The sequence below is a fragment of the Flavobacterium sp. Root186 genome (assembly GCF_001428525.1).
GTDB lineage: Bacteria > Bacteroidota > Bacteroidia > Flavobacteriales > Flavobacteriaceae > Flavobacterium.
On record NZ_LMHW01000013.1, the window covers coordinates 1 to 13,430 of the forward strand.

The following is a 13,430-nucleotide window of genomic DNA, read 5'->3' on the forward strand; positions in this document are numbered from 1 at the left end:
CTGTACACCCGATTCGCTGGAGATAAAAATGATCCTCCCCCAATTGGCTTTCAGCATTTGCTCGATGTAAGCACGCGAAAGACGTACACCACTCATAACATTTACCTGATAGATATCCAYCCACTCTTCGTCAGTAATATCTTTGAATGCTTTCGGCTGGGCAACTCCGGCGTTATTAACCAGAATATTTACATCAGGGTATTGTTGGATAAGGGCATTCACCTGGTCAGCCTGTTCGAGATCCGCCACAGCACCATAGATATTCTGGTTACCGGTTTCTATTTTGATTTTTTCAACAGCTGTATTCACGCGTTCCGKGGTGCGCCCGTTAACGATAACTTTAGCCCCTTCAGCTGCCAGTGAACTTGCTATAGCAAAACCTATTCCGGTAGTTGAGCCGGTAATAAGGGCAATTTTTTCTTTCAATTGTAGATCCATGATTTGTATTTTGTTTTTATTAAATAATTGTTTTTTTTAATAATGAGGGCTTCAAGATGAGGTCGACTGCAACCTCTGGCAAGTCGTCTCCTTTAATGATTTATTTACCTGCTGCAATCGCCTCGGCAGCAATTTTAAGTCGTTCTACCCAATCCTGGTGGTAAGCGTAAAGGGCTCCCGGATGCTTGTGTCCTAAAATATTAAGGAACCACTCTCCCTGTTGTGTTTCTTCGGTCAGAACATGAACACCTTCATCAGTTGGCGTGATTACCCAGCCGTGGTAAGCGGTGGAACCGGTCTGGTCACCGTCTACTGTAGTTTTCCAGGACAGCCTTTGATTGGGCTCAAACTCTGTCACAATCAGGTGCATCAGGTAGCCGACAGTCACACGGCTCCATATAGTACCCGCAGCCAGTTCGTTCTCGCGGCTTAAAATTTTAACCTGGTTTTCAGCAGGGAAATAGCTCATCCAGTTTTCGGCGTCAACTAAAAGTTTCCAAACCACCTCTGCAGGTGCTTTGATATAAATTGCTTTTCAGCATGCAAAANTTCGTTCTCGCGGCTTAAAATTTTAACCTGGTTTTCAGCAGGGAAATAGCTCATCCAGTTTTCGGCGTCAACTAAAAGTTTCCAAACCACCTCTGCAGGYGCTTTGATATCGATATCATTCAGTGCGTAGATCGCAGATATCTCTGGCTTTTGATCCGCCGGCCAATTTGTTTTATTATACATAGTRTTTCTTCTTTATTTGCCACCAAAGTTCCGGCAACTTGTTATAAATAACGAGGGCATTTGACAGAATTTAAATGTGATAAATGTCACAGTAATTGTCAGCTGTGTTCCTCAGGCAAACGAGCAAATAGTCCGCGGTCTATCGAGTTTTTATTAAATAAGCATTCCGTCAGCATCTCTTTGCGGTGGCAGTCATAAAGCGGTAGCGGCATTAATGTCGCACACTGTATAACCAACGAAATTAGTAGTAGTTTTGCTTTTTGCTGATGAATGCACAGTAATTCTGGGTACAAATATTTTTTAACAGCAGTTCAGTTAGTCATGCAACGGGCTTATAATTATCAAAACGAATTTATGATAGCGTCTAATAGCCATTAAACAAGCCATTATATACCTATTTATGAATTAGGTGGTTTGGCTGCCTTAAATACATATTTCCAATCTGCTTAATTATCCTTAATTTTTTATAGCTTTGTTCAAAAGCGAAGGCTATGTTTGAATTTTTTTCATCTTATTTAAAAGAAAAAGCGGGTCTTAACGAGGATGAATTGACTCAAGTACGCATAGTAACCGTAAGCAAGAAACTTCGTAAAAGGCAATACCTGTTACAGGAGGGAGACGTTTGTCACTACAATTGCTTTGTTGTCAAAGGCTGCCTACGAAATTATCGTACCAGTGAAGATGGCAGTGAGCATATTTTAAGATTTGCAGTGGAGAACTGGTGGGTAAGCGATCCGGAAAGCTATAATAATGGCACACCTTCCAAAAATAATATCGATGCACTGGAAGAGAGTGATCTGCTGATGATTGAAAAAGTAGATTTCAATAATTTACTGGACACCATTCCCCATTTTAAAGATTTTATTTACAATCTAAAAGCAAAGAGTTTTGACGTAAGCCAAGACCGTATTATGAGCAATATAAGTAATACCGCTGAGGAAAAATATTCCAATTTTATAAAAACATATTCGGATATTTTCAGCCGCGTACCGCTCCACATGATAGCTTCTTACCTAGGGTTATCTCGTGAAACGCTGAGCCGCATCAGGAAAGCAATATCCTAAAGTTTATAATCAGAGCGGCTGTTTTACAACACAATAATTCAGAAAACCAATAGTCTTAAATCGAGATTTCACGATTAACTGAGGGCCGCGATTATAATAATGTTATGATCAATGTCACATCAATTTGCGTCAAATGTCCTTTCCCTCTCTGCCTAATTCTTTCCACCTTTTGAAAAATGGAAGCAGAAGTGCATTTGTCTTTTTGCTCTGTCAGGAATTCATCAAAATACATTACACTTAATTCATATTCACCTGACAAAAAACAATTCAAAAAGTATTTGACAGTCTATCGCATAAATACAGCTGAACTCGTCTTATTACCACCTGAAATAATTGAAGTAAATTTTAAATTTTATCCATTACTAAGAGAAGGATCCGAAAAGCACATCAGAATGGCTAAATCATGGATTGTACCAGCTTTTTTGAAGCTATGTCCGCCGAATTTGGAAGGCAAAAAATATCAAATTTTGATAATCAGATGGGATATTCCATAGAAAATTTGATTTATAAAAATTTGGGTTCGAAACTTTATAACAATTGCCATACCGCAGCATTTTTGGCACTCCAATAAGGATGTTAATGATCTTTAGTTTTTTAAAGAATGTCTTTAGTTATTTTTTTTTGGGAAATTTATCATACAATGAAAACAGGCGATGTTTTGTTTCATGAACATAAAAAGGCAATAATCACCCATGGGGAAAATATTATGACCTGACAGTCAAATATTGTTTTTTTTTACGGCTAAATATCAAGAACTTCAATTTCAGATTCCTCTAAATCTGTTGTTATAAATAGTTGGCATGAAAGCCGAATGTCCGCATCGGTATACCCCATTTTGGATAACGTGGAAGGTTCATTTCTTTCTTTTATCATTGAATTTCCTTTTATAGCTTTTGCTTGTACGATGCAGGTTGCACATCTTCCAACTCCCTGACATTCTCCAAAACCATCTAAATAGAGCCTGTCCCGCAACAAAAACATTAAACTTGGATATTCACCCACATAGGTTTCAATATGATGTTTTTGATTATTTTCAACAACAGTAAATCGTATTATTTTTCTATTTAGGCTCAAAATAGGTTGTGTTTCAAGGTTAGTTCTATGCTTTATTTTCAATAATATCTTTTAGATGATATCCTTTTCTACTTCGATAAATAATCCTTTAAAATTATTGCATGATATTGGGGATGCCTTGCTCCATATAATAAAGTTACATCATGAGTTCCAGCAATAATTTTCAATCTGTTTAATTCATCGGTTTTTGCCATTAATTCGTGGATATAAAGTTTAGAAAATTCTTCAAAGCGCTCTTTTTGGTGAGTAAACCATTTTCTTAATGCAAGAGAGGGCGCAATTTCCTTGTTCCATTCGTCAATCTGCAAATCTATTTTTCTTATTCCGCGTGGCCACAATCTATCGACCAAAACCCGATAAGACCCATCAGCTGTTTTGCTGTTATAAACTTTTTTTATAATGATCGTTTGCATCTTAAAAATTCTTTTTAAAATCGGATGGCCTAAAATTGGTTAACTGATAAAAGGTATTGCTAAAAGCAGGCAGACTGCCATAGCCTACAGAATATCCAATTTCACTCATTGATAAGTCCGTTTGAAGCATTAATTCAATGGCTTTGACCATTCGGAGTAATTTCAGGTATTGCAAAAAAGAAGTATTTAAAGTAGACTGAAACAAACGTGATAAAGTCCTTTCACTCAGTCCGAACTGACTTCCTAAGCTACGCAGAGTATGAGTAGCCGATATATTATTTTGAATCCATTCTAATATGGGCTGCATACGCTCGTTTTCGGTAAAAGGCAATGCGATTGGTAGTCTTTTAGCACTTATTTCAGGGAGAATATTCTTAATAACCGATAAAAAAAGGTAACGACTCTCTCCAGGGAGTATATGTCCATCCCAGGTTTCTGAATATTTGATCATTTCCATGAGAAGTTCATTAATAGGATAAATCCCTACCTCTGAATAAAAAGGATGTTTGTCATCATCATGGGTATAAAAAAACAAAGAACGCAAAACCGTTCCTGAATGTCCAATTTTTAAGATATGTGTTAAGCCTTGTGGTACCCAGAAATAATGACGTGCAGGAATTACATAGTGACGGTCATTTATCTGCAGATACGCTAGCCCCCCTTCGACATATGATAATTGTCCTTTAGTATGACTATGGTGCGGAATGAATTTCTCAAATCGCTCATGCATCACAAAAACAGAAGATGATAAGTTGTCAATCTCAGGTAAGGCAGCAATTAAGCTCATATTTTTATTGTTTATACGGATTAATCAAAGATACGAAACGCAATTTGTAAGTGGGGTAATTTTGGAAATCATTAATTTCTCTGAACAAAAATAAAAGAAGTTTACTGTCATATTTAAGTTAAAATTAACATTGACCGGAATGATTAAATAATCGTCTATTTTACATAAATAGGAAGGGCCAATTGGATTATATCTTTGTGGTCTAAAAATATAATTAAAATGTTTATCGATAAATCAAAGAAACTAATTTACCTCCTTTTAACCCTGCAAACCTCTTTCCTCTTCGCGCAAAACAAATTGATTCCAAACGCCGAATCAAAGCCCTTATCAATAGATCAAATGTGGGCAAACGTTATTGATAACAGTAGAAAAATTCATTTGAATACTTTGGAGTCAACCATCGCTGAAGAAGAAATTTCAGAAATCAAAATTGAACGGCTTCCTGAAATTACTTTAAAAGGTAATTATGAATATGCCACAAATATTCCTGTGTATGAAAACGGCCTTTTCAGTAAACCGACCCAGCATGAGGTGATCCATTGGCTATATAAGGTCAGTACAGATATGTACCTGAATATTTACAATGGAAATAAATTAAACTTAAAAATAGATAAGAAAAAAACGCTATCTGATATTGCCAAAGTGCAAAAGGATATGACGGTTTCTGAAATTAAATTGCAAGGAGCTATTTATTATTTGAGTTTACAACGAAGCCATATTTTTAAAGAACTCATGATCAAAGATATCGCCAATCAGGAAAAACAACTGTTGGAAATTAAGGCTCTTTATAAAAATGGTGTGATATTAAAGAGCGACGTACTGCGAGTAGAACTCAAATTATCTAATCAAAAAATGATGCTTGTTAAAATCGAAAATGATATTGCTATTGCAAATCAAAAACTCAACATTTTAATTGGGCTACCTGATTTGGAACTGGTGAATCCTTACCAGGAATTAGATCCTGCATTATTTGAATTGCAATCATATGAAAGCTATTTGGAAGTAGCTCAGAAAAAATCATATGATTATCATATTTCAGAAAAGACAGTAGATTTAAGGAAAATAGAACTCAAAAGTACTAAAGCCAATGTAAAACCAAAAATTGGAATGTATGGTGAATTTTATCTTGCCAATCCCCAAATTTTCCTTTATCCATATTCTCCTAGTAACTACACCCTCGGAATTTTTGGCGTTAGGGCTTCAATACCAATATCAGAGCTTTATATCAACAGGCCAAAAGTAAAAGTAGCCCAATTAAATTTAGAGAAAGAAGAAGTGGAACACCACCATATCGATGATAAAATTCGACAACAAGTTTATGAAAACTATCTGCGTTTTAAAGAATCTCTCATTAAAATTGATGTAGCAAGGAATGATGTGGCGCAATCAACCGAGAATGCAAGAATTGTAAAGCAAAACTACTTTAATCAAGCGGCACTTATTACCGATCTTTTAGATGCAGATATTCAATTATTGCAAAGCAGATTTGATTTCGCTTCAACAAAAATAGCAGCACAAATTCAATACTATCAACTTCAAAATGTTTTAGGAACACTATAAAAATGAAAAACAGAAACACGTATACCGTTACAGACAAATTAATAACCAAAATAACAGGTTGGATTGCAATAGTGATAACCTTTATTTTAAGTATTTGGGGCATTGTATCTTTATGGGACATTTACCAAAATGAAAAAACAAATGATGCTCAGGTTCAGGAATATATAAATCCGGTAATTTCCAGAGCTGGAGGTTTTATTACAGAAATTAAATTTGAAGAAAACCAGCCTGTAAAAAAAGGTGATACCATTTTGATTATCGACAGCAGGGAATATAATATTCAGCAACAGCAAACAGAAGCTGCACTTTTAAACGCAAAAGCCCAGCTTGAAGTTTGGCAAAGCAAGGTGGCAACTCTTAATAAAATAGCAAAAGTAAATTTGTCAAAAATCAATGTGGCAAAAGCCGAATTAAGGAAAGAAGATTTAGACTATATCCGATATAAAAAATTAGTGCAGGCAGAATCAGCCACAGCTCAAAAATTAGAAACTATTGAAGCGGCCTACAATATAGCTTTAGCCGAATCGCAGGCCACTACTGATAAATATCAGGCATCCTTATCTGAAATAAATGACGCAAAATCGCAAGAAGCAGTTGTAATGGCTGAAATTGCGCGACTTGAGGCATTGCTGGATCGTCATAAACTGGATGTTACTTATACTGCCGTTACTGCATCATATGATGGTTTTATGGGAAGAAGAACTGTTGAAAAAGGTCAGATGATTGATGCAGGACAGGTATTGGCTTATATCGTCAATGCAGAAACAGATAAATGGGTGGTTGCGAATTATAAGGAGACACAAATAGGATGTATGAAATTAGGGGACACTGCTTGTTTCATAGCTGATGCGTATCCGGATAAAAAGTTTAAAGGAGTAATTATATCTTTTTCGCCAGCTACAGGTTCTAGTTTTTCGCTGTTGCCTCCCGATAATTCAACAGGCAATTATGTGAAAATTGTGCAGCGTGTTCCTGTTAGAATCCGCGTTACAAATCCCAAAAACGAAGCTGATTTACTGAAAGCAGGAATGAATGTAAATGTTTCAATTGCTAAAAAACAAAACTAAAATGCTTCCAAAAGGTTTTTTATTTAAAAAGTGGGTTCCGGAGTGGTTGATTAAAATAACGCTCTTTATTGTATTGCTCCCTAGTTTGGTTTTGTTTTTTTTGCCCATGGCAAATATCAATGCCGCAGCAGGGAACACAGGAAGTGAAACCTATGATGTCTATTTTTCAGTCTCTTTATTTTATGCTGGTTATGTTAGTTTTTTTTCTCTGGAAAGGCGATTTTTTAAATTTCTGGCAGCAAAAGAATACTTTATCGTAATAACAATTATTCAGATAATAAGCTCCTATATCTGCTATAGTACAAAAGAGATAACTGTTTTATTTATTTTCCGATTTATTCAGGGAATGGCCTTTACAATGACTGTGAATTTATCATTAGCTCTTATTTATGCGCGTTTAAGAACAGAACGGGCACGTGTTATAGGGTACTCTATATTTTTTGGAATGCTGGTTTGCATGATTCCATTTAATAATTTTATAACTGCTGAAATCATTGATTCATTTGATTTTAATATAGTATATAAATGTGCAATGTTTTCGTATTTGCCCAGTCTTATAGCACTGCTCTTATTTATGAACAATGTCAGGCTGGACGTTAAATTTCCTTTATATCAATTGGATTGGGCTAGTTTTACATTTTATGCCATTTCAATTTGCCTTATAGGTTATATAATGGTTTATGGTCAAGAATATTATTGGCTGGAGGATCAGCGTATTTTTAGGAGTGTAATATCGATCTTCATTTTTGGTGGACTTTTCATTCTTAGACAATCCAGGTTAAAACGCCCTTATTTCGATTTAGAGGTTTTTAAATATAGGAATTTTAAAATTGGAGCGTTGATAATTGTCATTTTTTATGTCTGTCGTTTTGCTTTTTCAATAACCACAACCTACTTTTTGACTGTTTTAAAGTTAGATCCGATTCATGTTGGTCAGATCACGTTAATTAATGTTTTTGGAATCATAATTGGTGTAATTATTTCAGGTGTTTTTGTTCTGCAGCATCGTCCGATACGTTTGTTATGGATCTATGGTTTCTCTTTATTGTTATTGTATCATGCGTGGATGATCTTTCTTTTTACCACGCAAGCCAATGAGAATAACTTTTATATACCACTTTTGATTCAGGGATTAGGTGTTGGGACCTTAATGACACCTTCTATAATTTTTATGGTCTCCTCGGTGCCCGAAAGGTTAAGTGTAACATCAGCAGGAATGTGTTTGTTTATGAGATGCTTAGGTTTTTATGTTAGTATCGGTTTAATGAATTACTTTGACTTATATGCTAAAAGCAAACACTTTAATACTTTTCAGGATAAAATTTCCAATCTTAACCCTGTCGCCCTGCAATCTGTAAGTAATATTAAAAACATATTGATCCAGGACGGAGCAACATCCGCTTATGCTGCAAAAGCAACTAATAAGGTATTAATTAATACAATTAATGCCCAAAATCATATCAGATACGCTGTTGATTATTATGAGATGATTTGTGCAGTTATTATTATATCCCTTATTGTCATTGCTTTATTTCCCTATATAAACCGTACCGTGTTAACGCTGTCTAAAAATCAGCCTTCACCATTTTAAAATTAATTGACCTCAAATTATAATCTTAAATTTATTATCATGTGGACTATCTACAGTATTGGCTTTTTAACTATACTTTCTTGCATCATTTATAATACCGTTAGAAAAAAAAAGTCACAAGTAACCTCAAAGTTTTCTATACTAATCCACTTATTGCTAAAGTTAGATAAAAAACTAGTCGTCGAAAATGGCAGTAATGATGAAATAACGTTATTCTCTTCGAATATTAGAGGTTCTATTGCCATTTTTCTTGCCCAATACTCCGGTATAATTTCCGTCATTATAGAATCTAGCACTATCGAAAACACAAGTCAAAAAAAAGAATGGATTTTTTTAGATAACATAAATCAATACCTCATTTTTAATCATATACTAAATGATCTTAAAAATTTAAATAATAGTGGTTTTGATCATCAAATATTAAAAAGATTAGTTGATAAAAGTAACCATTCCATACAGAGAATTATTTTGTCAAATGGTTATTCTCCTTACAATGTCGCGCAATCTTTATTTGTTATTGCTTTTTCCGAGGTAGAAAAAATAAATGATTTTCAAAAAATCAGCCAGAAAGGGTCTTTTGAAGTGCTCTTTTTTAATTGTGTAGTGGCGCTCCAGAAAAGTGACAGCAAGCAACAGAATGAATTATGGGATCAATTGTTTGCCTTATTGATTTTTTATCTTGAGAATCATAATTTAATGAATCAAATTAAAGATCTGGAAAAACTTTTAGCAGACAGATTAGCTTTATATGGTGAACAAATACAACAAATAAAATTGGACCCTGATTATAATTATAATTTGCTTTATGACTATTTCTTTTTAAGACCCTTAAGCCTGCATTCTAAAATTAAATCAAAAGTAATACAAACTTCAAGTTTGTCTAGAACGATGCAAAGTGCTGGATTTTCAAAAATAGTTCTGGTTATGATCGCAGATCTAGAAGAAAAGCTGCCAATTCTACAGAGTTTAATTTTTTAACTGATAAATTTTTACTCTTTAATCTATCGGGTCAAATGTTTGCTTACACTAGCCACTTTGTAATATCGCTAAAAACCAATACAGCTTAAATGATTATCTTTAGGATACATTCAAATAAACTTTACATATAATATTAAAGACATGAAAATCTGATAAAAAATGAACCCATATACAAATTTGACAGAAGCTTTAGAAGGTCTAATATGTCAAGGATATAATATAAGCTTTATAGCTAAAAAAAATTTTATAAATGCCAGAAATCATAATTGCAAAATTAATTACAATGAGATTGTGGTTAATTATGCTTACCATTTTTGGGATCCCGACCCTAAATTAGACGCTATCCTTTATGGCTTTTACTCGAAAAAACATTGTATCAAAGGATTGATTATAATAAGTTGCTCAATGTTATTAGAAATTGATTCGCAGGAAATAGAAAAACAAGAACGATAGTAGCTTTAGGGATTTATAAATTCCATAGAATTTATTATCTGTCACTCTTTACTTTAAATAATAATGAATTTAGAAAAAAAACTAATAAAGGAAGAAAATCTAAAAAACTTAGAAACATTACTTAGTTCTTTACATAGAGATAATCAGCTGTCATTAGAGTTATGCCGAGCAATTCGTGAAGGAATTAGACAGAAAATTGTTCCTGAAAGGATTAAAAATTATGCAGATTGGTATTATAGCAATGAATTAGCATTGCATTTCGAAATAGAAAAAGAATATATTTTTCCACTATTAGGACTGGAAAATCAATTAGTAAAAAAAAGCTTAACGCTACATCGACGATTAAAAAAACATTTTACAAAAAATATTGAAATCGAAAAGTCATTAAGCCGAATTGAAGAAGATCTGGAGATATTAATACGCTTGGAAGAGAAAAATATTTTTACTTCAATCAGAAATATTGTACCATCAAATCAAATTATATTGAACTTAAAAGATTTTTCCCGTGAATTAAATAACGAGGAATGGAATGATTTTTTTTGGCGATAAAAATATTTGGTTATTTTTCATTTTTTTGTAACCTTTTGGAATGTCATTTCCTCTACTTCTAAATAAACAATTAAATTTAAAAGAAAATGGAAACAAACAATTTACGATTGAGGCTTGCGCCAACTTTCAATTTATTAAAGATAACATTTGGTATCGTGCCAATTGTTGCAGGTCTGGATAAATTCGTTAATTTATTGACAACATGGGAAAACTATCTTAATCCGGGAGTTGCAGCTATTATTCCTTTTTCTCCACACACTTTTATGATTCTTGTTGGAATAATTGAGATTGTTGCAGGAATAATAGTTTTGACTAAACCAGCAATTGGAGGTTACATTGTGGCTGCTTGGCTAACACTCATTGGATTGACCTTACTGTTTAGTGGTACATATCTCGATGTGGCTGTAAGGGATTTCGTAATGGCTATAGGTGCATTTTCACTGGCTAAAATCGCACGAATAGTTTCTTAAATTAAATACTATATTGAGTTTACAACTTTACTTCTTTTTGTAAACTCAATATTTTTTAAATTATATCTCAGTATTTACTGTACCCGGACATGAAAATAAAAGAACAATATTCTGACGCTGATATTATAACCAAGATCATTAATGGGGAATTTGGATTATTTGAAATATTGATTAGAAGATACAATCCTTATCTCTATAAAATAGGCAGGTCATACAACTATAATCATGAAGACACTCAGGATTTAATGCAAGAGACCTTTATTGCTGTTTATTTTAATTTACAAAAATTTGAAAATCGAGCCCTTTTCAAAACATGGATAATCAAAATAATGCTAAACAGTTGTTATAAAAAGAAACAGAAGTTCAGTTTCAAAAATGAGGTTTCAAAAGATATAAATAATAATGACGTGCCAATGTTTTCAGATCACCAACATACTGATACAAATAAGATTGTAATGAATAGGGAACTAGGAAACATTATTGAATCATCATTGAATCAAATTCCAATAGAGTATCGAATGGTTTTTTCTTTAAGGGAAATTAATGGACTAAATGTTTCAGAAACGGCTGATGCTTTAAATATTAGTGAATCTAATGTTAAAGTAAGGTTGAATAGAGCTAAAACGATGTTGCGAAAAGAGATTGAAAAATCATATTCACCAAATGATATTTTTGAATTTAACTTAATATATTGCGACGCAATAGTAAACAGGGTAATGAATAATATTAAGCTTGGAAGTAATGGGAATTAAAGCAGGTTGCGATATGAAATTAATGACCTGAAAATATTTACTTGAACAGCTGTTTCAGAAGCTTTTGTTGAAATAAATCTAGTTTTTTTATTAATTACTTGGTAAAAAAGGTTGAAAAGATTTGTCTGCAAAAGGCAAGTCATTGCAAATACTTTCAAATTAAACGATCCTGAACTTGATACCGTAAGAATTGAAGATATAGAATTAAACAATTATGTCCAAAACCGTTGCTGATAAAATCATTGATTTCAATACTAATTTACAATATTCAGGTCCGCTGCCTGAATATTTTAAAGTACTAAACCCTTATGTAGACAATCCTGAAACTATCTTGGTAATGCAGCAGTTTTATAATAAATATTACAACGATTTACAATCAAGAAAATTCATTATCGGAATTAACCCGAGTCGCCATGGCGCTGGAGTAACCGGTATTCCATTTACAGATACCAAAAGGTTGGAAAATGCTTGTGGCATTAAAATGCAATCAGCAAAAACACACGAAATATCATCTGTTTTTATGTATGAAATGATTGCTGAATATGGCGAGGTCAAAGATTTCTATCAAGATTTTTATATCAATTCGCCATTTCCTTTAGCTATTATTCGTAAAACCAAAGAAGGCAAATGGCTAAATGCCAATTACTACGATGACCTAAGGCTCTTTGAAATGGTCAAGGGTTTTATGATTCTTTCCTTAAAAAATCACATAAGTTTAGGGCTGGATACTTCTGAGGTTTTCGTGCTTGGAAAGAAAAATGCCAATTTTATCCAAAAGATCAACAAAGAGGAAAATTTATTTGATAGGATAACAGTCCTTGAGCACCCGCGCTATATTCAGCAATACAAATCCAAAGAAAAGCAATTGTATATAGACAAATATATTCTAACATTAAATAAATAGATTGAAACAATTAGCTAAACATACACTTTACACTATAGGACATTCAACTCATAGTTTAACAGAGTTTTTGGAAATATTGCATTCGTTCAATATTAAAATTCTTGCTGATATCAGAAGTATGCCAGGTTCTCGTAAATTTCCTCAATTCAATCAGGATAATTTAAAAATAGCCGCGGAAAAGGCCGGAATATACTATATTCATTTGCCCAGTTTGGGCGGTAGACGAAAAGCTGAAAAAAACACAAAAAATACCCGTTGGGAAAATCCTTCTTTCAGGGGCTATGCTGATTACATGGAATCTGATGAATTTAAAAATGGCATTGAAGATCTAAAACACATTGCCATAGAAAACAATACTGTTATTATGTGTTCTGAAGCACTTTGGTGGCGATGTCACCGTTCCATGATATCTGATTATCTAAAAGCGAAACATTGGGCAGTATTACATATTATGGAGATAGGAAAAACTCAGGAACATAGGTATACCTCCCCTGCAAGAATTGTTCACGATTGTGTATTCTATTCTGATGAAAATTAACTCGTACTAAAAATCTATTATTTAAAAGCTAAATCTTTTTAGTTGTCGACAAAGTGATTT

Annotated in this window: 16 protein-coding genes and 1 pseudogene; 11 read left to right on the top strand and 6 right to left on the bottom strand. The window is 33.5% G+C overall.

What is annotated here, in order from left to right; genetic code table 11:
* The 3 genes and pseudogenes from ASD98_RS13220 to ASD98_RS24580 all read right to left on the bottom strand — a co-directional run.
* Positions 1–438, bottom strand: a 438-nt coding sequence (locus ASD98_RS13220; RefSeq protein WP_128414836.1) for an SDR family NAD(P)-dependent oxidoreductase, incomplete at its 3' end; no start/stop codon positions are given.
* A gap of 100 nt (positions 439–538) precedes the next feature.
* Positions 539–967 carry an SRPBCC family protein gene (locus ASD98_RS13225; RefSeq protein WP_082577849.1) on the bottom strand — a complete coding sequence of 143 codons (429 nt, stop codon included), beginning with the start codon at positions 965–967 and terminating at the stop codon, positions 539–541.
* Between the two features lie 20 nt (positions 968–987).
* Positions 988–1,170, bottom strand: a pseudogene (locus ASD98_RS24580) (hypothetical protein); the annotation flags it as partial.
* Between the two features lie 491 nt (positions 1,171–1,661).
* On the opposite strand from ASD98_RS24580, the gene ASD98_RS13235 reads away from it, so the two are divergent.
* Positions 1,662–2,234 (top strand): Crp/Fnr family transcriptional regulator, encoded by a 573-nt coding sequence (locus ASD98_RS13235; RefSeq protein WP_056205463.1) that lies wholly within the window; start codon positions 1,662–1,664, stop codon positions 2,232–2,234.
* Between the two features lie 741 nt (positions 2,235–2,975).
* Here ASD98_RS13235 and ASD98_RS13245 read toward each other — a convergent pair.
* From ASD98_RS13245 to ASD98_RS13255, 3 genes are all read right to left on the bottom strand, one after another.
* Entirely contained in the window at positions 2,976–3,308 is a 333-nt protein-coding gene (locus ASD98_RS13245; protein ID WP_128414837.1) for a 2Fe-2S iron-sulfur cluster-binding protein, read from the bottom strand.
* 68 nt (positions 3,309–3,376) lie between these two features.
* Complete coding sequence (locus tag ASD98_RS13250) at positions 3,377–3,721, bottom strand: DUF488 domain-containing protein (protein ID WP_056205467.1); 345 nt, start codon at positions 3,719–3,721, stop codon at positions 3,377–3,379.
* Position 3,722: 1 nt separating this feature from the next.
* On the bottom strand, positions 3,723–4,451 hold the full coding sequence (locus tag ASD98_RS13255) for an AraC family transcriptional regulator (protein ID WP_230038355.1): 729 nt from the start codon (positions 4,449–4,451) through the stop codon (positions 3,723–3,725).
* Positions 4,452–4,727: 276 nt separating this feature from the next.
* On the opposite strand from ASD98_RS13255, the gene ASD98_RS13260 reads away from it, so the two are divergent.
* The 10 genes from ASD98_RS13260 to ASD98_RS13305 all read left to right on the top strand — a co-directional run bounded on the left by ASD98_RS13260 (position 4,728) and on the right by ASD98_RS13305 (position 13,370).
* Positions 4,728–6,068: a TolC family protein gene (locus ASD98_RS13260; RefSeq protein WP_082577850.1), complete on the top strand. Its 1,341-nt coding sequence runs from the start codon at positions 4,728–4,730 to the stop codon at positions 6,066–6,068.
* Positions 6,069–6,070: 2 nt separating this feature from the next.
* On the top strand, positions 6,071–7,135 hold the full coding sequence (locus tag ASD98_RS13265; RefSeq protein WP_056205474.1) for an HlyD family secretion protein: 1,065 nt from the start codon (positions 6,071–6,073) through the stop codon (positions 7,133–7,135).
* 1 nt (position 7,136) lies between these two features.
* On the top strand, positions 7,137–8,726 hold the full coding sequence (locus ASD98_RS13270) for an MFS transporter (protein WP_056206475.1): 1,590 nt from the start codon (positions 7,137–7,139) through the stop codon (positions 8,724–8,726).
* A gap of 39 nt (positions 8,727–8,765) precedes the next feature.
* Positions 8,766–9,704 carry a hypothetical protein gene (locus tag ASD98_RS13275; RefSeq protein WP_128414838.1) on the top strand — a complete coding sequence of 313 codons (939 nt, stop codon included), beginning with the start codon at positions 8,766–8,768 and terminating at the stop codon, positions 9,702–9,704.
* A gap of 159 nt (positions 9,705–9,863) precedes the next feature.
* Complete coding sequence (locus ASD98_RS13280; protein ID WP_056205478.1) at positions 9,864–10,157, top strand: hypothetical protein; 294 nt, start codon at positions 9,864–9,866, stop codon at positions 10,155–10,157.
* Between the two features lie 63 nt (positions 10,158–10,220).
* A complete protein-coding gene (locus tag ASD98_RS13285; protein ID WP_056205480.1) occupies positions 10,221–10,706 on the top strand; it encodes a hypothetical protein in 486 nt (161 codons plus the stop codon).
* Positions 10,707–10,792: 86 nt separating this feature from the next.
* Positions 10,793–11,176, top strand: a complete 384-nt coding sequence (locus ASD98_RS13290; RefSeq protein WP_056205483.1) for a hypothetical protein — start codon at positions 10,793–10,795, stop codon at positions 11,174–11,176.
* Positions 11,177–11,265: 89 nt separating this feature from the next.
* Positions 11,266–11,928 carry a sigma-70 family RNA polymerase sigma factor gene (locus ASD98_RS13295; RefSeq protein ID WP_056205486.1) on the top strand — a complete coding sequence of 221 codons (663 nt, stop codon included), beginning with the start codon at positions 11,266–11,268 and terminating at the stop codon, positions 11,926–11,928.
* A gap of 214 nt (positions 11,929–12,142) precedes the next feature.
* Positions 12,143–12,832, top strand: coding sequence for an SMUG2 DNA glycosylase family protein (locus ASD98_RS13300; protein WP_056205488.1), 690 nt, complete (start codon positions 12,143–12,145; stop codon positions 12,830–12,832).
* A gap of 1 nt (position 12,833) precedes the next feature.
* On the top strand, positions 12,834–13,370 hold the full coding sequence (locus ASD98_RS13305; RefSeq protein ID WP_056205490.1) for a DUF488 family protein: 537 nt from the start codon (positions 12,834–12,836) through the stop codon (positions 13,368–13,370).
* Positions 13,371–13,430: the final 60 nt, after the last annotated feature.

Bases quoted from the DNA above. Each gene is read 5' to 3' on its own strand.
- ASD98_RS13235 (WP_056205463.1), top strand. From the start codon at position 1,662: ATGTTTGAATTTTTTTCATCTTATTTAAAAGAAAAAGCGGGTCTTAAC.
- ASD98_RS13250 (WP_056205467.1), bottom strand. From the start codon at position 3,721: ATGCAAACGATCATTATAAAAAAAGTTTATAACAGCAAAACAGCTGAT.
- ASD98_RS13255 (WP_230038355.1), bottom strand. From the start codon at position 4,451: ATGCATGAGCGATTTGAGAAATTCATTCCGCACCATAGTCATACTAAA.
- ASD98_RS13260 (WP_082577850.1), top strand. From the start codon at position 4,728: ATGTTTATCGATAAATCAAAGAAACTAATTTACCTCCTTTTAACCCTG.
- ASD98_RS13265 (WP_056205474.1), top strand. From the start codon at position 6,071: ATGAAAAACAGAAACACGTATACCGTTACAGACAAATTAATAACCAAA.
- ASD98_RS13270 (WP_056206475.1), top strand. From the start codon at position 7,137: ATGCTTCCAAAAGGTTTTTTATTTAAAAAGTGGGTTCCGGAGTGGTTG.
- ASD98_RS13275 (WP_128414838.1), top strand. From the start codon at position 8,766: ATGTGGACTATCTACAGTATTGGCTTTTTAACTATACTTTCTTGCATC.
- ASD98_RS13280 (WP_056205478.1), top strand. From the start codon at position 9,864: ATGAACCCATATACAAATTTGACAGAAGCTTTAGAAGGTCTAATATGT.
- ASD98_RS13285 (WP_056205480.1), top strand. From the start codon at position 10,221: ATGAATTTAGAAAAAAAACTAATAAAGGAAGAAAATCTAAAAAACTTA.
- ASD98_RS13290 (WP_056205483.1), top strand. From the start codon at position 10,793: ATGGAAACAAACAATTTACGATTGAGGCTTGCGCCAACTTTCAATTTA.
- ASD98_RS13295 (WP_056205486.1), top strand. From the start codon at position 11,266: ATGAAAATAAAAGAACAATATTCTGACGCTGATATTATAACCAAGATC.
- ASD98_RS13300 (WP_056205488.1), top strand. From the start codon at position 12,143: ATGTCCAAAACCGTTGCTGATAAAATCATTGATTTCAATACTAATTTA.